This is a genomic window from Bradyrhizobium sp. LTSP857, assembly GCF_000938285.1.
Taxonomy (GTDB): Bacteria; Pseudomonadota; Alphaproteobacteria; order Rhizobiales; family Xanthobacteraceae; genus Bradyrhizobium.
In genome coordinates, this window is record NZ_JYMS01000019.1 from 56,426 (window position 1) to 77,341 (window position 20,916).

The following is a 20,916-nucleotide window of genomic DNA, read 5'->3' on the forward strand; positions in this document are numbered from 1 at the left end:
CACGTTAACGTGACGGTTACCGGATGCTTGCTAAGAGGGCGCTATGCATCATCACCCGATTCGAAATGCCCTGACGCTGGTTCCATTTGTGCTCGTGCTGCTCGCACCAGTCGCACGTGGCGGCGATGCCGACGCGCTGCCGCCCGCCGTCAGCAATGCCAACGCTCAGCTCTTGTCGCAATTTTTTGCGCAAGGCGGCGGCGCGTCGCCGGCCGTGCTCGAATATCGCCGCAAGCTGCAAGAGTATCAGGAAATCCGCGGCGCCTTCGATGCCGATGCCGGCGCCTATTGGAGCCAGATCTCGGAGAAGCGGCGCGGCCGCAACGCCAAGCGGCGCAGCGGGCAGCAGATCACGCTCGACGATTACGTGCTGGAGCAGGCGCCGCTTTATAACGGGCCGAAGCGGCCAGTGAATCCGGAGCCGGAGGAAACGCCGGAACGGCCCGCCCGCAAGCCGCTTCCCGTGGTCGCCGATCTCCTGCGCGCGGCGCAGGACCTCTATCAGTTCACGCCGCAGCGGCCAGCGACCGAGGTCGAATTCAAGCGTGTCTATGCGCGCTACGCGCTGGCTTCAGGGCTGACGCGCGAACAGGCGGTGCGGGTGTATTCGTTCGAGACCGGCGGCACCGGCAATTACGACGTGCAGGCAGGAATTGAACATGGCGGCAAGCGCGCGATCTCGACCGCGATGGGTTATAACCAGTTGCTGACCACCAACAGCGTCGAGCTGCTGGCCGAGCAGGGCCAGGAATTCATCCGTGCGCTGAGTGAGAAAGTCGCGCAGACCTCAGGCCCGGCGCGGAAGTCGCTGGAATACAAGCTCTCTGTGCTGAAGCGCATGGTGGCGCATGCGAAGTCGGTGCCGGACACCTGGTCGGAGCATGAGAAGATCGGCGACACCGCGCAGGGCTGGGCGATGCATGCCATGGTGCTCGACATCGATGTCGGGCCGATGCTGCAAACCCACAAGCTCCTGACCTCGGTACTGTTCGCCCGCGCCAAGGGTTACGTCCGTCCGCTGAGCGCAGCCGAGCTCGAGATGATGAACCTCACCGGCGACGGTACCGGCCTCGACATGGTGACGATGCCGCAGGCGATGCGCGAGCAGGTGCCGACCTCGAACTTCTTCCAGCGCGGCGGCTACGAGCGCAACCCGGTCGCGATCCGCCACAACACGGTGGCGAAGCTGCTGGCGATCACGGATGCGCGGATGGATAGCAACAGCAACAATGGTGGGGCGCGGGAGCTGGCGGCAGCGTTTTAGGGCGCGGCAAGTTGCCGTAGGGTGGGCAAAGCGTAGCGTGCCCACCGCTTTCAATCGGAATGCGCTAGTAGACGGTGGGCACGGCGCTAACGCGCCTTTGCCCACCCTACGGATCCGGGATTGCGGCGCGTTCGCCGCCCCCTACTGATTCGACCCGAACTTGAACTTGCCGTCGCCCTCCAGATACGGGCCGCTGCGCATGTAGAGCTGGCCGTTCTGGCCGATGAAGAACAGCGTGCCCTTCGGCACCTTCTTGGCGCCCTTCAGGAGCTCGCCGGCATTGCTGGTGCCCATCTTGTAGGAGAAGGTCTTGCCTTCCTTGTCATAGGCATAGCCCGTGTCGGGGTTGAGCTCCCACGGCGTCGCCGCGGTTTGCGCGACTGCGGGTGCGGCGAAAGCACCCAGCACGGCTGCAAGCACAAAGGTCTTCGTTGAAAATGCCATCATCCCATCCTCCCCATCGTCGAGGCGTCCTGACTGAACAAATCGCGAACGGTATCTCCGGGTCAATTCTCAACTGCGCCGCAGAACATCACGTCTTGCCCAGCAGTTTGTGATTTTCCCTTCGTCCCCTCGCGACTATGTTCCGCTTTCAGTCTAGAACGCAACTCGACAAAGATATTGGTGGGGATGATTCGAATGCGCCATGTCATTAAAATTTGCTGGGCTGCTGCGTTGTCACTGACGGCGCTGGCGCCGGCCGCTCGGGCCGATGATTACCAGCTCAGCCACAACCAGCGGATTTCATGCAGCCGCGGCCTTGCCCCCGGCAAGCTCAACACCGCGACTTGCAAATCCTACACTTATCTCTTCAATACCAAGACTTCGGAATATTTCCGCTGCCAGGTCTCCCTGGCGCTGACCCGCGACAACAAGGAAGTCATCAACGTCCAGACCGATGGCGGCTGTACCAAGAAGCCGCGGATATTCGAGACCGACGGCCACTATGACTTCGACGCGACCGAGACCGAACCGCCGAACACCAATTCGTTCTTCGGCCCCGGCGGCTACTCGGTGTGGGCCGCCGACGTCAACGCGCAGAAGGTGCGCGGCTGCATCATCATCTCCTCTGGCCTCGGTTCCGACATCTCCAAGTGCCTGGACATGACGTTTCAGTAAGGGAAGCGCGCGTAGCCCGGATGGAGCGCAGCGCAATCCGGGGACAGTGATCCCGGATTACGCTTCGCTCCATCCGGGCTACAAAGAAAAAACAACAAGGGAGAACCGCGCGATGGACCGGCTCAAGGGCAAGGTTGCGATGGTGGTGGGCGCCGGCTCGATCGGACCGGGCTGGGGTAACGGCAAGGCGACCGCGGTGACGTTCGCGCGCGAGGGTGCGCAGGTGTTTTGCGTCGATCGCAACGGCGCGGCGGCCGAGGAAACGGTGAAGATCATCACGGGCGAGGGCGGCAAGGCGAGCGCGTTCACGGCCGACGTGTCGCGCGCAGCCGAGGTGGAGGCGATGGTCGCGGCGTGCCTGAAAGCTTACGGCCGCATCGACGTGCTCGACAACAATGTCGGCATCGCCGAGATGGGCAGCGTGGTCGAGGTGACCGAGGAAAGCTGGGACCGCGTCTTCAGCGTCAACCTCAAGAGCGCTTATTTCGCCATGAAGCACGTTATTCCCGTGATGGTGAAGCAGGGCGGCGGCTCCATCATCAACATCTCCTCGATCGCTTCGATCCGCCACATGGGCATCTCCTACGTCACCTACGGCACCTCGAAGGCCGCGATGAACCAGATGACGCGCACCACCGCGATCGAGTTCGCGCGCCACCATGTGCGGGTGAACGCGATCCTGCCCGGCTTGATGAAAACGCCGATGGTCGAACATTCCGCTGGCCTCGCGGCGAGCTACGCCAAGGGCGATGTCGAAGCGATGTGGCGCGCGCGTGACGCTCAAGTGCCGATGGGCCACATGGGCGACGGCTGGGACGTCGCGAATGCCGCGCTCTTTCTGGCGTCTGACGAATCGAAATATGTGACGGGGATCGAGCTCGTGGTCGACGGCGGGATCACGTGCAAGGCGGGGGCGTAGTTTACTGTCGTCCCGGCGAAGGCCGGGACCCATAACCACAGGATAAGGTTTGGCGAAGACTGGTCGCTCGGTACGCCTACTTTCCGCAATCGATGGATCACGCGGTATGGGTCCCGGCCTTCGCCGGGACGACATACTCATCCCCCCGCACTCAGCTCCGCCCGATCCAGCTCTTCCTCGACGCGATGGAACGCGTCGTCGCCGATCACTTCGGTGGCGCGGAGGCTGAAGATCGATTTTCGTGCGGCCTCGATGGCGCGGCGGCGCAGGGGATCGGCGGGCAGTTCGCCGTTGGTAATGCCGCCGTTGGGATCGTCGTCGGCCCGCATCAGGACGGCGCGATATTCGAGCCGCAGGATTTCCGCCTCTTCCGACGGATCGTCCTCGATCGCATCGAGCGCCGCGCGATAGGCGACCGCACGGGCGCGCGCGACCTCGGCGCCGACGGGATCGTCGTCCTTGAGGCCGAACGCTAGGATCAGCGGCCGCAGCGTCAGGCCCTGCACGACCAGCGTGCCCAGCACGACCGCGAACGCGCTGAACAGGATGAAATCGCGGTATGGAAAACCCTCCGGCAACGCAAAAGCGGTCGCGAGCGTGACGAGGCCGCGCATGCCGCACCAGGAGATGATGAGGCCGCCCTTCGGCGAGGCCACCTGCTTCGGATCCTTGGGATGATAGATTCCGTGCGCAATCAGCACGCGCAGTGTGGTGCGGTAGAACGTGATCCAGGCCAGCCGCACCAGGATCACCGTGAGCAGGATCCAGCCCGCCGCCACGCAATATTCCCAGCGCACGTCCTCATCGAGCCGCGCCCAGATCGGCCGCATCTGCATGCCGATCAGCATGAAGGCGAGCACGTTGAGCACGAACACCGTCGTCTCCCACACCGCATAGGACGGTACCCGCAGCCGCGCCGGCATGCGGGCCGGCGCCGTTTGCGCGATGGCGATGGCGTAGATCACGATGGTGAGGATGCCGGAGAGGCCGAGATGCTCGGCGGCAATCCAGATCATGAAGGTGGTGGCGAATTGCACGATGATCGCGCTCGGCACCTCCGTCACGCGCTCCAGAAGCAGGGGGATAATGCGTGCGGCAAGAAGTCCGGCGATGACGCTGCCGACCAATCCCAGCGCGATCGTCGGCGCGACCTCGCTCCATTTCAGATGCTCCATCGCAACCGCGCCGACCGCGATGCGATAGATCAGCAGTGCGCTGGCATCATTGAGCAGGCTTTCGCCCTCCAACACCTTCACCATGCGGTAGGGCAGCTTCACCTGGCTCAGAATCGCGACCGCGGCTGCGGCATCCGGCGGCGCTACGATCGCGCCGAGCGCCACCGCGGCAGCCCAGGGCATGTCCGGGATCAGCCGGTGCGCGACGAAGGCGACGCCGACTGTGGTCAGGCCGACCGCGGCCACGACCAAGGTCGAGACCGGAACCCAGTTGTTGCGGAGATCGCGCAGCGAGGTATCGAAGGCGGCATCCATCAGCACCGGTGCGACAAAAAGCGCCAGCGCCAGGTCGGGCTCCAGCGCCCAGGACGGGCTGTTCGGTACAAAGGCGATCAGTACGCCGCCGATCGCGAGAAAGGTCGGGTAGGGGACCTTGATCCGCCGCCCCAGCGCCGATAATGCAACGGCGCCGAGCAGAAGCGCGATGATCCATTCGAATGTCGACACGACGATCCCCGAAACAAGATTTGAGCGACGCCATAGGCTAGCATCAATCCGGCCGTATGATGGATAGTGTGGCTACAAAGCAAGAGCTTCCAAATGCGACGAGCATGCGTTTTTTCTCGCTGATTCGATTTTTCGGTGTGGCGCTGTTTTCGGCGCGGCTCTTGGCGCTCTCGCTCGGCCCGGCCCATGCCGCGACGGGCGGCGAGCCGGCCGCCGTGGTCGCGCAGGTCGACGTCGGGTCATGCCTCACTGCTGCGGCCGCTGATGATTTGGATAAGGCAGCCCCGGCCTGCGCCGCTGTTATCGACAACGAAAAGACGGCCAAGCCGGACCTGATCAACGCCCTGATCGCGCGCGGCGCGCTGTTTGCGCGGCATGACCAGATCGACCGCGCCATCGCCGACGACAGCCGCGCGTTGCAGCTCGATCCTACGTCGGCCGACCTCTTCAACGCGCGCGGCGAGCTCTGGCTGAAGAAAGGCGACAAGCCCAAGGCGGTGCAGGATTTCGGCGCAGCGCTCCGGATCGATCCGAACCACGAGAAGGCCAAGGCCAATCACAAGGCGATGGCGCGCGAACTCGAGCGGATCGGCGCGCAAATGGCGGTCGCCGGCAAGCCCAGCTTCAGTTGCGGAAGCGCGCGCCGTCCGGTGGAGAAAGCGATCTGCGCCAACCATGAGCTCGCCGATCTCGATCGTGAGGTCTATGCCGCCAACGCCCGCGTGCTGCGCGAAGCCCGCAATGCCGGCGAGGCAAAAGCGCTCCAGCGCGAGCAGGATGATTTCATCGCGCGCCGCAATGCCGGGTTCGGTCGGCCGGGGTATGATTTGAAGAAGGCGATGCAGGATAGGCTGCAACGGCTGAACGGGGTGGACGGGTACTAGCGGCGGTCTTCGCCTCTCCCCGCAAGCGGAGCGAGGGGAGTGCAGGCGGCGGTTCGTCCCTCACGGCTTGAACCGAACCCCTGCCCGCCGCGACAACGGTGAAAACCTGATGTCACGGAGTAATGCTCATGTGCGGCACGCGTCCTTCCGCGCAAACGTCCAAAATCCCGCTGCGTGCCTTCCTGCTCGGCACTGCGATGAGCCTCGTACTCGCTGGCCCGGCCTCGGCCGCCGTCGATTGTGTGTCCGGCAGCAAGGCCACCCCGGCCGAGCTGATCCCGGTGTGCGGTGCCATCATCGATCGGGCCACAAATTCAACGTCCGATCGGGCCGCGGCGCTGCTGGTGCGCGCTGATGCCAATGCGCGGACCTCGGGCGGTCTTACGGCGGCGCTGCGGGATATCGACCGCGCCATCGCGCTCGACGGCAAGAATGCACGGGCCTGGCGTCTGCGCGGCGACCTCCTGCGCGAGGCCGGCGGTGATCTCAACCGGGCGACAGCTGACCTCAGCAAGGCGATCGAGCTCGATCCGCAGGACGCGGAGGCCTATGAACTGCGCGGCGTGGCCTACACCAACCAGCGCCGGCTCGACCGCGCGCTCGCCGATTACGACCAGGCGATCAAGCTGAAGCCGGATTATGCGCAGGCCTGGTCCGACCGCGGCGCGACCTACTATCTCAACGGTGACAACGACAAGGCGGTCAGCGATCTCAGCGAAGCCTTGCTGCTCGATCCGAACCGGGCGCGCAGCTACACCAATCGCGGCGCTGCCTACAAGAAGCTCGGCCAACTCGACAAATCGATCGCTGACGACAGCGACGCGATCAGGCTCGATCCAAAGGTGCCGGAGTATTACGACAATCGCGGGCTGTCGCTGGCCGCAATGAAGGACTACGACAAGGCGATCGCCGATTACGACCAGGCGCTGCGGTTGGCGCCGCGCCCGAATTTTTTCACCAACCGCGGTGATTCCTACCAGTTCAAGGGTGAGTTCGGCGCCGCGCTCAGCGACTACAATGACGCGCTGAAACTCGATCCGAATTTCGCGCAGACCTACAACAACCGCGCCGTGCTCTATACCAAGATGGGCGACCGCAAGAAGGCGCTGGCCGATTACGAGACCGCGCTGCGGCTCGATCCCGGCAACGCGAACGCCGCAGACGGCCGCCGCACCATGATGGCGGAGATCGCGAAGTTCGGCGCCGCGCCGCCGCGCCCGTTGGCCGCGAATTCCGGCAACGGCCCGTCATTCGATTGCGCGGATGCGAAGCGCGAGGTGGAGAGGGTGATCTGCGCCGATCCGCAGCTTGGCATGCTCGACCGCCGGCTCGCCGAGGCCTATGAACGCGTGCTGAAATCGATGAGCCGGCGCTCGGCCGCTGATCTGCGTAAATCCCAGCACGATTTCCTCGCCACCCGCGATGCCAGCTTCCGCCGACCCGGCTACGATCTGAAGAAGGTCATGCAGGACCGGTTGCAGCGGCTGAATGCGATGGAGAGCTGAGCGGCGTTCGCGATCTACGTCTCCCCTTGTAAGCGCGGAGAGAGGGAGAAGGCGTTCTTTCAGCTTGAACCGCGGCCCGTTCCCGGGAAAATACCCCTCAAACAAGGCCGGCACTTGATCCGGGTCATGGCGGGATTTCTGTCCTGCCGTCTGGTCAAAGCCAGGCGAATAAAGGGAACGGGAGCGCGGGCATGACCATCCAGAGCAAGAGCAGCTATCACGAGGTCCATGCGCGCTCGCTGGCCGATCCCGAGGCGTTTTGGGCCGAGGCGGCGAAGGAGATCGACTGGATCGAGCCGCCGAAAAAGATCTTTGATCCAGCACAGGGCGTCTACGGCCGCTGGTTCACAGGCGGTGTCGTCAACACCTGCTACAACGCGCTCGATCGCCATGTCGAGCGCGGTCGCGCCGACCAGGTCGCGCTGATCCATGATTCGCCGCTGACCAATTCGGTCACCAAATTCACCTATGCCGAGCTGCTGGCCGAGGTACATGCGCTCGCCGCGATCATGCAGGATTTCGGCGTCGCCAAGGGCGACCGCGTCATCCTCTATATGCCGATGGTGGCGGAGGCCGTGGTGGCGATGCTCGCCTGCGCGCGCATCGGCGCGGTGCATTCCGTTGTGTTCGGCGGTTTTGCCGCGAAGGAGCTCGCCACCCGCATCGACGATGCGCAGCCAAAACTCATTCTGTCTGCGAGCTGCGGCATCGAGCCCGGCCGCATCGTGCACTACAAGCCGCTGCTCGACGAGGCGATCAGGCTTGCGGGAAGCAAGCCGAAGGCCTGCATCGTGCTGCAACGTCCACAACACATCTGCGACCTCACGCCAAAGCGCGACTACGATTGGGCGAGCCTGCGCCGCAAGGCGATGAACGACAGCAAGAAAGCCGCTTGCGTGCCGGTCGCCGCCACCGATCCGCTCTACATCCTCTACACCTCGGGCACGACCGGCATTCCCAAGGGCGTCGTGCGCGACAATGGCGGCCATCTCGTCGCGGTGAAATGGTCGATGTTCAACCTCTATGGCGTCAAGCCGGGCGAGGTCTGGTGGTGTGGCTCCGACATCGGCTGGGTAGTCGGTCACAGCTACATCATCTACGGCCCGCTGCTGCATGGCGCGACCTCGATCATGTATGAGGGCAAGCCGGTCGGCACGCCCGATGCCGGCGCGTTCTGGCGCGTCATCAGCGAGCACAAGGCGGTGGCCTTCTTCACCGCGCCGACCGCGTTCCGCGCCATCCGGAAAGAGGATCCGGAAGGCAAGTTCATCCGGCAATACGATCTGTCGACATTCCGCACGCTGTTCCTCGCCGGCGAGCGCGCCGATCCGCCGACGGTGGAATGGGCGGAGCAGCAGCTCAAGGTGCCGGTGATCGACCATTGGTGGCAGACCGAGACCGGCTGGTGCATCGCCGGCAATCCGGTGGGGTTGGGCATGCTGCCGGTGAAGCACGGCTCGCCGACGGTGCCGATGCCAGGTTATCAGGTCGATGTGGTGGATGAAGCGGCCAAGCCGGTCGGTCCCAACATCATGGGCTCGATCGTCATCAAGCTGCCGATGCCGCCGGCCTGCCTGCCGACGCTGTGGAATCAGGACGCACGCTTCAGGGAAGCTTACCTCACCGAATTCCCCGGCTACTACAAAACCTCCGACGCCGGCTACAAGGACGAGGACGGCTATGTCTTCGTCATGGGCCGCACCGACGACATCATCAACGTTGCCGGCCATCGTCTCTCCACCGGCGGCATGGAGGAGATTTTGGCCTCGCATCCCGATGTCGCCGAATGCGCCGTGCTCGGCATCAAGGATGCGATCAAGGGCGAGGTGCCCTGCGGCTTCCTGGTGTTGAAGTCTGGTGTGAAGCGCGCACCCGCCGAGATCGAGAAGGAGATCGTAGCACTTGTGCGCGACCGGCTCGGCCCCGTCGCCGCCTTCAAGCTCGCCATCACCGTCGGCCGCCTGCCCAAGACGCGGTCGGGAAAAATTTTGCGCGGCACCATCAAGAAGATCGCCGACGGCGAGGTGTGGACGATGCCGGCGACGATCGAGGATCCGAAGGTGCTGGACGAGATCGGGGAGGCGCTGAAGGGGAGGGTGTAGGTTCGCGTCTTGCGACGCCACTGCTCCGATCTCGGTTGTCATCACCCGCGAAAGCGGGGAATGACAGCGAGCGGGGAGCGGCGTCCGCGGACTTACATTTTCCTCATTCGGCGCTACAAGTGCCGGACAATAGAGGACCCTTGATGCCGCTCTCCACTGCGCCGCGCCTGCTCACTGCCGTGCTGCTCGCCATGGCGCTCTCCGCCTGCTCGGCGCGCTACCAGACGCCGACGGCGATGGGCGGTGACGACGACGATGCGGTCTGCCAGAGCCGCGGCTATGCATCCGGCTCGCCCGAATACGTGGCCTGCCGCAAGGACCGTGACGTTCAGCGCAATGCCGCAGTCGCCCGTTCCGACCGCCGCCAGCGCGATCTCGGCGAGTACATGCTCAACCATCCGGAGCGGCCGTAAGGCGCGACGCCGGAGAGGATCAAACAAAAACGCGGCAGGTCGCCCCGCCGCGTCTGAATCGTATTCGATAGCGAATGGAGAGCGAAGGACTACTCCTCCTCTTGCTCCTGCTTCTTGCCGCCGAGCGTCTTCAGCTTGGCGAACACTGCGTCGACGTTGAGGTCGTCGCTCGACTTCTCCGCCGGCTCGAACTCGTCCTTCTTGGTGGTCTCGGACGCCGGCAGCAGCGTCGCGCCGCCATAGGCTGTGTCGATCGGCTTTTCCTTGGCCGCGCGCGCCACCTCGAAATCGAGCTCGATCTGCGAGCAGAGACCGAGCGTCACCGGATCGATCGGCGTCAACGACGAGGTGTTCCAGTGGGTGCGGTCGCGGACGCTCGCGATCGTGCTCTTGGTGGTGCCGACCAGGCGCATGATCTGGGCATCCTTGAGCTCGGCATGGTTGCGCAGCAACCAGAGGATGGCGCTCGGGCGCTCGTGGCGGCGCGACACCGGGGTGTAGCGCGGACCCTTGCGCTTGGGCTGGGGCGGCAGGATCACCTTGCTCTCCTGGAGGCGGAGCCGGGCATCCGGGTTCTTCTCGGCCTTCTCGATCTCCTCGCGGCTCAGCTGGCCGTTGGAAATGGGGTCCATGCCCTTGATGCCCTGGGCGGCGTCGCCGTCCGCGATCGCCCGGATCTCCAGCGGATGCATCTTGGTGAAATCGGCGACCTGGTCGAAGGTCAGCGCGGTGTTGTCGAGCAGCCAGACGGCGGTCGCCTTGGGCATCAGAGGTGCGTTGCTCATGGCAAATCTCCTTTGTGCTTCGCCCACCCCTTTGGAGGCGAAGCCGGTGGTCATCAGCGATGACTGGGAATTCGCGCTATATAAGCCCGGAGGGGGTAGCCACGCAATGGTTCTGCTATAGATAGTGCCTTGACAGCGCCCGAAAGGGGGCCCAATTCCCTGTAAGCCCGTACCCAAGCCCTATTCCATTCATCGACCGCTTCCCGCCCATTTGGCAGGTGATTCGGTCCCGAGATTGCTCAATGTCAGCCAAACCAGACCTCAAGATCGTGCTTTGTTCTCCCCGCGGCTTCTGCGCCGGGGTGGTCCGGGCGATCGATACCGTGGAACGGGCGCTCGATAAGTATGGCGCCCCGGTCTATGTTCGCCATGAGATTGTGCACAACAAATACGTCGTCGATGGGTTGAAAAAGAAGGGCGCGATCTTCGTCGAGGAGCTCGCCGAGATTCCGGTAAACACCACTGCGCCGGTGGTCTTCTCGGCCCATGGCGTGCCGAAGTCGGTCCCGTCAGACGCCCAGTCCCGCAATCTGTTCTCGCTGGACGCGACCTGCCCGCTGGTGACCAAGGTGCACCGCGAGGCCGCGATCCATTTCAAGCGCGGCCGCGAGATCTTCCTGATCGGCCATTCCCATCACCCCGAAGTGGTCGGCACGCTCGGCCAGCTTCCGGTTGGTGCGGTGACGCTGATCGAGACCGCCGAGGACGCCAAGACCATCGCGCCGAAGGATCCGAACAACCTCGCCTTCGTGACCCAGACCACGCTGTCGATCGACGACACCGCGGAGATCGTGGCGCTCTTGAAGGAGCGCTTCCCGAACATCAACGGGCCGCACAAGGAAGACATCTGCTACGCCACCACCAACCGCCAGCTCGCGGTCAAGAAGGTGGCGCCGGTGGTCGACGCCCTGATCGTGGTCGGTGCGCCGAACTCGTCGAACTCGCAGCGCCTGCGCGAAGTCGCCGAGCGCGAGGGCTGCCCGATCGCGGTGCTGGCGCAGCGCGCCACCGAGATCGACTGGAAACGGTTCGAGAACATCACCAGCCTTGGCATCACCGCGGGCGCCTCGGCGCCGGAGGTGATCGTCGAGGAGATCATGGACGCCTTCGCCGAGCGCTTCACGCTGCATGTGGAGACGGTCTCGGCCGCGGAAGAGAACGAGTTCTTCCCGCTGCCGCGCCAGGTGCGCCCCGAAGCCGCCGCCGAGTAGACTTTTATGGCGGTCTACACCGACGTTGCCGCCGACGAGCTTGCGGATTTCCTGAAGCAATATGATCTCGGCGAATTGCTCTCCTACAAGGGCATCGCCGAGGGCGTCGAAAACTCCAACTTCCTGCTGCACACGACTCAAGGCTCGTTCATCCTCACGCTCTATGAGAAGCGTGTGGCGAAGAACGATCTGCCGTACTTCCTCGCGCTGATGACGCATCTCGCCGAGCACGGCATCAATTGCCCGCTACCGGTGAAGGCGAAAGACGGCGAGGCGCTGCGCGAGCTGGCGGGACGGCCGGCGGCGATCATCACCTTTCTCGAAGGCGTCTGGCCGCGCAAGCCGAGCGCCGCGCATTGCGCCGGCGTCGGCGACGCGCTGGCGAAGATGCATCTGGCCGGCGCCAATTTCGCGGTTCAGCGCGCCAACGCGCTCTCGGTCTCGGGCTGGCGGCCACTGTTCGATGCGGCAGCACACCGGGCCGACGAGGTGCAGCCGGGTCTGCGCGCATTTCTCGCTGCCGAGCTCGACACGCTCTCGAGCGGCGTCTGGCCGCACAATTTGCCCGAAGGCGTGATCCACGCCGATCTCTTCAACGACAACGTCTTCTTCCTCGGCGACCAGCTCTCGGGCATCATCGACTTCACCTTCGCCTGCAACGATATGCTGGCCTACGACGTCGCGATCTGCCTCAACGCCTGGTGTTTTGAGCCGGATCATTCCTTCAACGTCACCAAGGCCCGCGCTTTCCTCAATGCCTATGGCCGGGTGCGCAAGCTGAGTGAGGCCGAGGAGGCCGCGCTGCCGTTGCTGGCGCGTGGCGCGGCAATCCGCTTCCTGCTGACGCGGCTGGTCGACTGGCTCAACGTGCCGCCTGGTGCGCTGGTGAAGCCGAAGGATCCTTTGGAATATGTCCGCAAGCTGCGCTTCCACCAGAGCGTCTCAACCGCGCGCGACTATGGGCTGATGCCGTCAGGACTGGTCGCGTGAGCGAGCTTCCCACTGTCACGATCTATACGGACGGCGCCTGCTCGGGAAATCCGGGGCCCGGCGGCTGGGGCGCGATCCTGAAGTTCGGCGACAAGGAGAAGGAGCTGAACGGCGGCCTGCTGCACACTACCAACAACCAGATGGAATTGATGGCGGCGATCTCCGCGCTGGAAGCGCTGAAGAAGCCGTGCACCGTCGATCTCTACACCGACAGCCAATATGTCCGGCAGGGCATCACCGGCTGGATCCACGGCTGGAAGCGCAACGGCTGGCGCACCGCCGACAAGAAGCCGGTGAAGAATGTCGAGCTATGGCAACGGCTCGATGCCGCGCTGAAGGCCCATGACGTGCGCTGGCACTGGGTCAAGGGCCACGCCGGCCATCCGGAGAATGAACGTGCGGATCAGCTCGCGCGTGATGGGATTGTGAAGGCGCGAACGCAGCAGCGGGTGGCGGAGTAGGGGCGGCGCATTTTGCTTGTGCCGTCGTCTCGCGCCCCAGGCCCTACCGTCATCCCGGCGAAGGCCGGGATCCATAACCACAGGATCAAGTTTGGCGGAGACTCGCGGTTGCCAGCTCGCGCCGCAACTCTACCCTGGGGTTATGGGTCCCGGCCTTCGCCGGGACGACACCGAGTATGTAGCTGAAAGCGTTGGTCGCCTCAGAGCTGCCCGAGCAGCGTATCGCCGCCGGACACCTCGACCTTGCCGGGCATCGCCTCGAGGTTCAGCTTCTTGACCACGCCGTCCTCGATCAGCATCGAATAGCGCTTGGAGCGGATGCCGAGGCCGTTGGCCGAAGCATCGAGCTCCATGCCGATCGCCTTGGTGAAGTCGGCATTGCCGTCAGCGAGGAAGGTGGCCTCGTCGCGCTGGTCGGTGTCGCGCTTCCAGGCGTTCATGACGAAGGCGTCGTTGACGGAGATGATGGCAATGCTGTCGACGCCCTTGTCCTTGATGGCGTAGGCGTTGAGGAAGATGCTCGGCAGATGCATCTTGTGGCAGGTGCCGGTATAGGCGCCGGGCACGGCGAACAGCGCCACCTTCTTGCCCTTGAAGATATCGTCGGTGGTCTTCACCTGCGGGCCTTCCGCCGTCATCACGCGGAATTTCGCCTCGGGCAGCTTGTCGCCAATCTGGATGGTCATCATTAGTCTCCGTGGAAAGGGGCCGAGGCTGTTCTAGAGCATTTTACGCGGAGAGGGAAACGGCTTCACCGCTGTGTGATGAGGCACATCTGCGGCTACATCTTCGGTGTCGTCCCGGCGAAGGCCGGGACCCATAGCCACAGGACGTGATTTGGCGAAGACTCGTCGTTCGGAGCGGCGAACATGCGCCATTGATGGATTCCGCGGTATGGGTCCCGGCCTTCGCCGGGACGACGATGAAATCCTCGCAATGACGGTGGAGAGGCGAGCCTACGCCGCCTCCGCCTTCTTCTCGTCCCGCAACTGCCGGCGCAAAATCTTGCCGACATTGGTCTTCGGCAAATCGGCGCGGAATTCGATGTGCTTGGGCACCTTGTAGCCGGTGAGCTGCCCCTGGCAGAACTTGACCACATCTTCCGCCGTAAGGTTTGGATCCTTCTTCACCACAAAGGCCTTCACCGCCTCGCCGGACTTGGAATCGGGGATGCCGATCACGGCGCATTCGAGCACGCCCGGATGGCTCGCGATCACTTCCTCGATCTCGTTCGGATAGACGTTGAAGCCCGAGACCAGGATCATGTCCTTCTTGCGGTCGACGATCTTGGAGTAGCCCTTCTCGTCCATCACGCCGATGTCGCCGGTGCGGAAATAGCCGTCGGCCGTCATCACCTTGGCGGTCTCTTCCGGCCTGTTCCAGTAGCCCGCCATCACCTGCGGACCCTTGGCGCAGATCTCGCCGGGCTGGCCGAGCGGCACCTCATTGCCGTCGTCGTCGCGGATCGAGATCCAGGTCGACGGGACGGGAATGCCGATGGTGCCGTTGAACTCCGAATTGGTCGCGGTGTTGCAGGTCAGCGTCGGCGCCGTCTCCGACAGGCCGTAGCCTTCGGCGATCGAGCATCCGGTGAGCGCCTTCCACTGCTCGGCGACCGGGCGTTGCACCGCCATGCCGCCTCCGTTGGAGATCTTCAGCTTGGAGAAGTCGAGGTTCTTGAAGTCGGGATGGTGCATCAGGCCGTTGTAGAGCGTGTTGACGGCCGGGAAGCTGTTGACCTGGTATTTGGCCAGCTCCTTGATGAAGCCCGCGATGTCGCGCGGGTTGGGAATCAGGAGATTGCAGCCGCCGGCGCGCACCGCGAGCAGGTAACAGGCTGTCAGCGCGAAGATGTGATAGAGCGGCAGCGCGCAGACGATCAGGAGCTGGTCGATCTGCGGCGGCTGCGCCAGCGCCGGCTGGAGCCAGGCGTCGTTCTGCAAGACGTTGGCGACGATGTTGCGGTGGAGCAGGGTCGCGCCCTTGGAGACGCCGGTGGTGCCGCCGGTATATTGCAGGAAGGCGACGTCGCCCGGCGACAGCTTTGGCTTGTTGAAGGTCAGACTGCGGCCGGCCGAGAGCGCGTCGTTGAACGACACCGCGCCCGGCAGCGAATACGCCGGCACCATCTTCTTCACGCGGCGGACGACCAGATTGACGATCACGCCCTTGAAGCCGAGCAGGTCGCCCATGCTGGCCACGATGACATTCTTCACCGCCGTCTTGGCGATCACCTGCTCGACGGTGTGAGCAAAATTCTCCAGCACGATGACGACTTCGGCGCCGGAATCCTTGAGCTGATGCTCGAGCTCGCGCGGCGTGTAGAGCGGGTTGACGTTGACCACCGCGAAACCGGCGCGCAGCACGGCGGCGGTCGCGATCGGATATTGCAGCACGTTCGGCATCATGATCGCGACGCGCGCACCGCGCTGGAGGCCGCGGCCTTGCAGGTAAGCGCCGAGCGCCAGCGACATCTGGTCGAGGTCGCGGTAGCTGATCGACTTGTCCATGCAGATGAACGCCTTGCGGTCGGCGAACTTGGTAAAGCTCTCCTCCAAGAGGTCGACCAGCGATGCGTATTGGGTCGGCTCAATATCAGCGGGCACGCCGGGCGGATATTGCTTGAGCCAGATGCGCTCCATGGAAACTCCCCTCTCTTGACCTGAGCCCGTTGTGTCTCGGGCTTGCCTCATTGCCGGCAGTATCGAGCCTGCCGGAACGGCTGGCAAGCGGTCGAGGCTTAGGGCAAAGGCCGAAAAGTGGCTACTGGAATTGTCGCAAACCGCTGCCGCAAGTGCGAAGTGCGGGTGCAGCGTAACGGGTTTGCGCCACTAACCTAGCTGTTGTTCGGCGCGGGCTTGGCCGCAGGCTTGGTGGCCGCCTTGGGTGCTGCCTTGGGCTTGGCGGGCTTGGCCGCCTGATCGCCGCTCGCGGCCGGCTTCGCCGCCGCATCGGGCTTGGCCGCGGCGTGCTTGATCGCAGCCGGCTTGGCTGCGCTCTTGGTGTCAGGCTTCGCAGCATCCGGCTTTGCCGTCGCCGTCTTGCCATCCGTCTTGGCGTCGCTGCCGGCGTCGGGTTTCTTGGCGACGCGCGACTTCTTGCCACGCGGCTTCGGGGTGGCCTGCTGGTCGGCGTCGGCCGCGACCGCTGCGATCAGGGCGGTGCCGGTGCGGGTCGGCCCGGTGTAGACAATCACGGGCTCCGCGGCCGCCGGGGCCGAGGCCATCAACTCGGAGGCCTTCATCAGGGGCGGTTGAAGCCCCGCGGTGAAGAACGTCACCTGGGCTTCACCGCCGGTGGCGGATGCCGATCCGGACGTGCCGCCATTGGTCGCGATCAATGCATCGTCATCGTCGCTGGCGGGCCGCTTGCGGTGACCGCCGCACATCTCCTCGCGCAGGTTCGGCGGCGAGGCGTCGACCGGCACGAGGTTTTCGACGGTGCCGAGCGAAGGACGCAGCCACGACAGATTGTCTTGGCTGAAGCCGCGCTCCAGCAGCTGCGCCGCCTTCACCGCGCGCGCGGTGCCCGAGTTCGCGCCGAGCACAACCGCGATCAGCCGGCGGCCGTTACGCGTGGCCGAGGCCACGAGGTTGTAACCGGAGGCGCAGATGAAGCCGGTCTTGAAACCGTCGGCGCCGGGATAGCGACCGATCAGCTTGTTGAAATTCCCCGTGACGCGCTTGCCGAGGCGGATCGCCGGGATGTGCACGAAATATTCGTACTCCGGCAGGTCGCGCAGGAACGAGCGCGCGAGAATGCCGAGGTCGCGCGCGGACGTGATCTGGCCGTCGGCGGGCAGGCCGTTGGGATTGACGTAGCTCGTCTGCGTCATGCCGAGCTTCTTGGCGGTATCGTTCATCATCACCGAGAAGCCGTCGATCGAACCGCCTACGCCTTCGGCGAGCACCACGGCCATGTCGTTCGCCGACTTGACCAGCATCATCTTCAGCGCGTTGTCGACGGTGAGCTGCGTTCCCGGACGGAACCCCATCTTCGACGGCGATTGCGAGGCCGCGGTCGGCGACACCGTGATCAAGGTGTCGAGCGTGATCTTGCCGTCCTTCACCGCCTTCAGCGTCACATAGGCGGTCATGATCTTGGTGACGGACGCCGGGTACCAGGGAATGGTGGCATTATCCGCCTGCAACACCTTGCCGCTGTCGGCCTCGATCAGAAGCAGCGCTTCGGCATGCGCCGTGCGCGGTGCGAGCAGCGCAGCAACTGCGAGAGCCGCGGCGAACAGGTTGAACAGGGGTTTGCGAAGCAGCGGGCGAAAGGCGTGCACTATCCGATTCCGGTCCTTGGAGACCCGCCGGTTCCGGGCGGCTCTCGTGATCTTTGTTCGGTTCTGAAATCCAGCGGCGCCGCTTGCGGCGTCGCAAACCTATACCGGCTCTTGCGTCGAGAATAGGGGTTTCCACCCGGTATTCCGCAATGAAATAGGCCGAATTTCGACGGTCCTGCGGGGACTTGCTAGGGGGATTTGGCCGCGGTCGCGATAGCCTCACCCGGTGTCACGCTGGCCCGCGGATTCGTTTGCGATTGCTCCTGCACCATGAACTGGGCCTTGGCGAGCTCGGCGAAATGGCCGCCTTTGGCCACGAGTTCATCGAAAGTTCCGCTTTCGGTGACCCGTCCGTTGTCGAACACCAGGATTCGCGTGGCGTTGCGGATGGTGGAGAGGCGGTGGGCGATCACGAAAGTGGTTCGGCCCTTCATCACTTCATCGAGAGCGGCGTTCACCTTGGCCTCGGTGACGGCGTCCAGCGCACTGGTCGCTTCGTCCAGGATCAGGAGCGGCGGGTCCTTGAGCAGCGCGCGCGCGATCGACAGCCGCTGCCGCTCGCCGCCGGACAGCATGCGGCCGCGCTCGCCGGCATTGGTCTCGAAGCCGCCGCTGCGCTCGATGAATTCAAGCGCCTGCGCACGCTCGGCTGCCTTGCGCATCTCGGCTTCGGTCGCATCCGGCTTGCCGACGCGCAGATTCTCCGCGATCGAGCGGTTGAACAAGAGCGCCTCCTGGAACACCACGCCGATGTTCCGCCGCAGCGATGTCAGCGTGACGCCGCGCACGTCCATGCCGTCGATCCTGATGAATCCGGACTGCGGATCGAAGGCGCGATGCAGCAGCGCGATCGCAGTGGACTTGCCGGCGCCGGTCGGGCCGACCAGCGCGATGGTCTGGCCGGGCAGCGCGGTAAAGGAGAGATCTTCGACCGCCGGCCGCTTGCCGTCATAGGAGAAGGTGACGTCGTTGAATTCGACGAGGCCGGAGAGCCTGCCGGCATCGATCGCGTCGGAACGGTCGTGCACCGCGGGCACGGCATCGAGCACGTTGAAGAACTCGCGCAGGCGCGGGGCTTCCATGAAGACGTTGTTGATGAAGCTCACGACCTGCTCGAGCTTCTGGATCAGCAGCGTGGCGAAGCTCACGAACATCACGATCTCGCCGACCGAGGTGAGCCCCTGGTCGTGCAGCGAGATGCCGAGCGTGAAGATCGCGAGCACCGTGATGGTGGTGGAGGCGCGCGTGATGACGGTGACAAGCGCCCACCAGGACAAGACCGGCATCTGCGCCTCGAGCAACTGACTGGCGACGGAGCGCAAGCCCTGCACCTCGGATTCGACGCGCACGAAGCTCTGCACCAGCGCGACATTGCCGAGCGCGTCGGAGGCGCGCGCGGAAAGCTCGCTATAGTGCTCCTCGACCTGCATCTGCATGCCAAAGGTTCTGCGCACGACGAAGGTCGTCAGCGCGGTGAAGACGATGCAGAGCACGAACAGGAGGATGGCGAGCCGCCAGTTCAGATAGAGCGACAGCGGCAGCAGTACTATGACCGACAGGATTGCCGCAAAGTGCTCGCGGAAGAAGCCGAGCCAGAGCCGCCACAGCGCATCGGTGCCGTTGAGCATCACTTTCATCAGCCGGCCCGAATGGGTGCCCGAGTGGAAGGTCAGCGGCAGTTGCAGGATGTGCTCGAAATAGTCAGTCAGCACCGCCTGGCGCTGGCGATGCGAGAGCCGGTCGGCTTGCAGCGCCACAAGCGCGCTACAGGCGATGGTGAACAGCCCGAATGCGACCCATGCCATCAGGAACGGCCAGGCCGAGTTCGATCCGGCCACCGACTTGCCGGAGAGCACGTCGACGATGCGGCCGAACAGCACCGGTTCGGCGAATTGCGAGGCGGCAAGCAGAAGATTGGCAAACGCCAGCAGCCAGCCCAGCCGCGCCTCCTTGCCGAGCAGCTCGAGAACACGGGTGTAGAGGCTGAAAATGGACATGAAGGAGGCACTAACCCAGGCAACCGGTGAGACGGCGAGGTGACATTTTAAGCAGGGATGGCCCGCGAGATACAGCGGAAGCTTCCGGTTATCTTCAGTTGATCAACTCCCCGCTCGCGAAAGCTGATGGACGCGTCCTCCGAATCCGAAATTCCTTGGGCAAAATTTCTTGGGTCTGCGCCGCAACAGTTTGGTGTCGCTTTAGCCCGCCGTTCGCCGCCGTCCTGAAACTCCAATATGAACGACGGATGAGCGGCAGTTGCGTCATGATCACGCAACCCCGTTCAGCTTCTGTTGGGGTTGGGGAACCCAACATGGGATGCGGGTGTTGAAGGGCATGAGCCTGTCTCTAGGCACCATTGAAGGTCCCAAGGAGGGTCCAAGGCATGTTTGACCGATTTTCGAAATTTGCCGGCCGCAAGGCCGTTCTCGCCACCGCGGCGGTGCTGGCGCTGACCACCGTCGCCCCCACCGCGTCGTTCGCTGGCGGCCGCCACTGGCATGGCGGCGGCGGGGGGGCTTTCGCCGGCGCAGCCATTGCCGGTATCGTCGGCACCGGGCTTGCGATCGCCGCGAGCCGCAACGCCTACGCCTATGACGACGGTCCCTATTATGGCGGTCCGGCCTACTACAGCGGCCCTGCCTATTACGGCAACGGCCCCTATTACGGCCCGGGCCCGGACTACCAGTATCAGCGCTACGGTGGCACCGCGCCGTCCGAGATGTGCGGTCAGGGCCACTACACGAACTGCTACTAGCTTTGGCTACCAAAGGTTGACCAAAACAGGCCGTCGCGCTTGCCGCGCCGGCCTGTTTTGGCTTTATTGTCAGGCGTTAACGCGTCCGCCATTGGTTTAGAGTAGTTTTGAGTACCATGAGTGATTCGCTTGAGCGGCTATATCTGGCTGTGCTCGCGGCCAAGGATCTTGATCCGGCAACATCGCGCACCGCGCGGCTGTTTCAGCGCGGCCCCTCCAAAATGGCGAAGAAGCTGGCCGAAGAGGCCATCGAGGTCGTCATCGACGCGGTCAACGGCGATAGCCAAGCCGTGATCCGGGAGAGCGCCGATCTGCTCTACAATCTGACCGTGCTCTGGGCCTCGGCCGGCGTGCGTCCCGAGGATGTCTGGCGCGAGATGACTCGGCGTGAGGACATGCTCGGCATTGCCGAGAAGCTGCCGAAGTCTTCCATGAAGCTGCCCAAAGTCGCGTCACCGCGCGTGGCGGCGCGGCGGCCAATTGTCGCGCTCGAGGGCCGCGTGGCGCGCAAGCGCCACTAAAATCGTCACAAAACTCG

Annotated in this window: 19 protein-coding genes; 12 read left to right on the plus strand and 7 right to left on the minus strand. The window is 64.1% G+C overall.

What is annotated here, in order from left to right; all coding sequences use genetic code 11:
* Positions 1-43: 43 nt before the first annotated feature.
* Positions 44-1,264, plus strand: a complete 1,221-nt coding sequence (locus UP06_RS10035) for a hypothetical protein (RefSeq protein WP_045002388.1) — start codon at positions 44-46, stop codon at positions 1,262-1,264.
* A gap of 141 nt (positions 1,265-1,405) precedes the next feature.
* Here UP06_RS10035 and UP06_RS10040 read toward each other — a convergent pair whose 3' ends face one another.
* Complete coding sequence (locus tag UP06_RS10040) at positions 1,406-1,708, minus strand: hypothetical protein (RefSeq protein WP_045002605.1); 303 nt, start codon at positions 1,706-1,708, stop codon at positions 1,406-1,408.
* Positions 1,709-1,903: 195 nt separating this feature from the next.
* Between UP06_RS10040 and UP06_RS10045 the strand changes: the two genes are divergently transcribed.
* Positions 1,904-2,383: a hypothetical protein gene (locus tag UP06_RS10045; RefSeq protein WP_045002389.1), complete on the plus strand. Its 480-nt coding sequence runs from the start codon at positions 1,904-1,906 to the stop codon at positions 2,381-2,383.
* Positions 2,384-2,495: 112 nt separating this feature from the next.
* On the plus strand, positions 2,496-3,302 hold the full coding sequence (locus tag UP06_RS10050) for an SDR family NAD(P)-dependent oxidoreductase (RefSeq protein WP_045002390.1): 807 nt from the start codon (positions 2,496-2,498) through the stop codon (positions 3,300-3,302).
* A gap of 137 nt (positions 3,303-3,439) precedes the next feature.
* Here the strand turns inward: UP06_RS10050 and UP06_RS10055 are convergent, their stop codons facing one another.
* A complete protein-coding gene (locus tag UP06_RS10055) occupies positions 3,440-4,984 on the minus strand; it encodes a cation:proton antiporter (protein ID WP_045002391.1) in 1,545 nt (514 codons plus the stop codon).
* 104 nt (positions 4,985-5,088) lie between these two features.
* Between UP06_RS10055 and UP06_RS10060 the strand changes: the two genes are divergently transcribed.
* The 4 genes from UP06_RS10060 (at position 5,089) to UP06_RS10075 (ending at position 9,888) form a co-directional block, all read left to right on the plus strand.
* Positions 5,089-5,868: a tetratricopeptide repeat protein gene (locus UP06_RS10060; protein WP_045002392.1), complete on the plus strand. Its 780-nt coding sequence runs from the start codon at positions 5,089-5,091 to the stop codon at positions 5,866-5,868.
* Positions 5,869-5,996: 128 nt separating this feature from the next.
* On the plus strand, positions 5,997-7,373 hold the full coding sequence (locus UP06_RS10065) for a tetratricopeptide repeat protein (RefSeq protein ID WP_045002606.1): 1,377 nt from the start codon (positions 5,997-5,999) through the stop codon (positions 7,371-7,373).
* Between the two features lie 191 nt (positions 7,374-7,564).
* Complete coding sequence (locus UP06_RS10070; protein WP_045002393.1) at positions 7,565-9,475, plus strand: propionyl-CoA synthetase; 1,911 nt, start codon at positions 7,565-7,567, stop codon at positions 9,473-9,475.
* 143 nt (positions 9,476-9,618) lie between these two features.
* A complete protein-coding gene (locus UP06_RS10075) occupies positions 9,619-9,888 on the plus strand; it encodes a hypothetical protein (RefSeq protein WP_045002394.1) in 270 nt (89 codons plus the stop codon).
* Between the two features lie 89 nt (positions 9,889-9,977).
* Here the strand turns inward: UP06_RS10075 and UP06_RS10080 are convergent, their stop codons facing one another.
* A complete protein-coding gene (locus UP06_RS10080; protein ID WP_045002395.1) occupies positions 9,978-10,673 on the minus strand; it encodes a DUF1013 domain-containing protein in 696 nt (231 codons plus the stop codon).
* Between the two features lie 242 nt (positions 10,674-10,915).
* Between UP06_RS10080 and ispH the strand changes: the two genes are divergently transcribed.
* From ispH to rnhA, 3 genes are read left to right on the plus strand one after another with little or no spacing between them, the layout of a single operon-like run.
* A complete protein-coding gene (ispH, locus tag UP06_RS10085) occupies positions 10,916-11,884 on the plus strand; it encodes a 4-hydroxy-3-methylbut-2-enyl diphosphate reductase (protein WP_045002396.1) in 969 nt (322 codons plus the stop codon).
* Between the two features lie 6 nt (positions 11,885-11,890).
* Entirely contained in the window at positions 11,891-12,874 is a 984-nt protein-coding gene (locus tag UP06_RS10090; RefSeq protein ID WP_045002397.1) for a homoserine kinase, read from the plus strand.
* Complete coding sequence (rnhA, locus tag UP06_RS10095) at positions 12,871-13,335, plus strand: ribonuclease HI (RefSeq protein ID WP_045002398.1); 465 nt, start codon at positions 12,871-12,873, stop codon at positions 13,333-13,335. The genes UP06_RS10090 and rnhA overlap by 4 nt, the downstream gene beginning before the upstream one ends.
* A 200-nt stretch (positions 13,336-13,535) precedes the next feature.
* Here rnhA and UP06_RS10100 read toward each other — a convergent pair whose 3' ends face one another.
* The 4 genes from UP06_RS10100 to UP06_RS10115 form a co-directional block, all read right to left on the minus strand.
* Entirely contained in the window at positions 13,536-14,021 is a 486-nt protein-coding gene (locus UP06_RS10100) for a peroxiredoxin (RefSeq protein WP_045002607.1), read from the minus strand.
* 270 nt (positions 14,022-14,291) lie between these two features.
* Positions 14,292-15,977 (minus strand): long-chain fatty acid--CoA ligase, encoded by a 1,686-nt coding sequence (locus UP06_RS10105; protein ID WP_045002399.1) that lies wholly within the window; start codon positions 15,975-15,977, stop codon positions 14,292-14,294.
* 194 nt (positions 15,978-16,171) lie between these two features.
* Positions 16,172-17,623: a D-alanyl-D-alanine carboxypeptidase family protein gene (locus tag UP06_RS10110; RefSeq protein WP_045002400.1), complete on the minus strand. Its 1,452-nt coding sequence runs from the start codon at positions 17,621-17,623 to the stop codon at positions 16,172-16,174.
* A 188-nt stretch (positions 17,624-17,811) separates the two neighbouring features.
* Complete coding sequence (locus tag UP06_RS10115) at positions 17,812-19,620, minus strand: glucan ABC transporter ATP-binding protein/ permease (protein ID WP_045002401.1); 1,809 nt, start codon at positions 19,618-19,620, stop codon at positions 17,812-17,814.
* 386 nt (positions 19,621-20,006) lie between these two features.
* Here UP06_RS10115 and UP06_RS10120 point away from each other — a divergent pair, with 386 nt between their 5' ends.
* Positions 20,007-20,378 (plus strand): hypothetical protein, encoded by a 372-nt coding sequence (locus UP06_RS10120; protein WP_045002402.1) that lies wholly within the window; start codon positions 20,007-20,009, stop codon positions 20,376-20,378.
* 116 nt (positions 20,379-20,494) lie between these two features.
* Entirely contained in the window at positions 20,495-20,899 is a 405-nt protein-coding gene (hisE, locus tag UP06_RS10125; protein ID WP_045002403.1) for a phosphoribosyl-ATP diphosphatase, read from the plus strand.
* The last annotated feature ends 17 nt before the right edge of the window (positions 20,900-20,916 follow it).

Bases quoted from the DNA above. Each gene is read 5' to 3' on its own strand.
- UP06_RS10035 (WP_045002388.1), top strand. From the start codon at position 44: ATGCATCATCACCCGATTCGAAATGCCCTGACGCTGGTTCCATTTGTG.
- UP06_RS10040 (WP_045002605.1), bottom strand. From the start codon at position 1,708: ATGGCATTTTCAACGAAGACCTTTGTGCTTGCAGCCGTGCTGGGTGCT.
- UP06_RS10045 (WP_045002389.1), top strand. From the start codon at position 1,904: ATGCGCCATGTCATTAAAATTTGCTGGGCTGCTGCGTTGTCACTGACG.
- UP06_RS10050 (WP_045002390.1), top strand. From the start codon at position 2,496: ATGGACCGGCTCAAGGGCAAGGTTGCGATGGTGGTGGGCGCCGGCTCG.
- UP06_RS10060 (WP_045002392.1), top strand. From the start codon at position 5,089: ATGCGTTTTTTCTCGCTGATTCGATTTTTCGGTGTGGCGCTGTTTTCG.
- UP06_RS10065 (WP_045002606.1), top strand. From the start codon at position 5,997: ATGTGCGGCACGCGTCCTTCCGCGCAAACGTCCAAAATCCCGCTGCGT.
- UP06_RS10070 (WP_045002393.1), top strand. From the start codon at position 7,565: ATGACCATCCAGAGCAAGAGCAGCTATCACGAGGTCCATGCGCGCTCG.
- UP06_RS10075 (WP_045002394.1), top strand. From the start codon at position 9,619: ATGCCGCTCTCCACTGCGCCGCGCCTGCTCACTGCCGTGCTGCTCGCC.
- UP06_RS10080 (WP_045002395.1), bottom strand. From the start codon at position 10,673: ATGAGCAACGCACCTCTGATGCCCAAGGCGACCGCCGTCTGGCTGCTC.
- ispH (WP_045002396.1), top strand. From the start codon at position 10,916: ATGTCAGCCAAACCAGACCTCAAGATCGTGCTTTGTTCTCCCCGCGGC.
- UP06_RS10090 (WP_045002397.1), top strand. From the start codon at position 11,891: ATGGCGGTCTACACCGACGTTGCCGCCGACGAGCTTGCGGATTTCCTG.
- UP06_RS10100 (WP_045002607.1), bottom strand. From the start codon at position 14,021: ATGACCATCCAGATTGGCGACAAGCTGCCCGAGGCGAAATTCCGCGTG.
- UP06_RS10105 (WP_045002399.1), bottom strand. From the start codon at position 15,977: ATGGAGCGCATCTGGCTCAAGCAATATCCGCCCGGCGTGCCCGCTGAT.
- UP06_RS10115 (WP_045002401.1), bottom strand. From the start codon at position 19,620: ATGTCCATTTTCAGCCTCTACACCCGTGTTCTCGAGCTGCTCGGCAAG.
- UP06_RS10120 (WP_045002402.1), top strand. From the start codon at position 20,007: ATGTTTGACCGATTTTCGAAATTTGCCGGCCGCAAGGCCGTTCTCGCC.
- hisE (WP_045002403.1), top strand. From the start codon at position 20,495: ATGAGTGATTCGCTTGAGCGGCTATATCTGGCTGTGCTCGCGGCCAAG.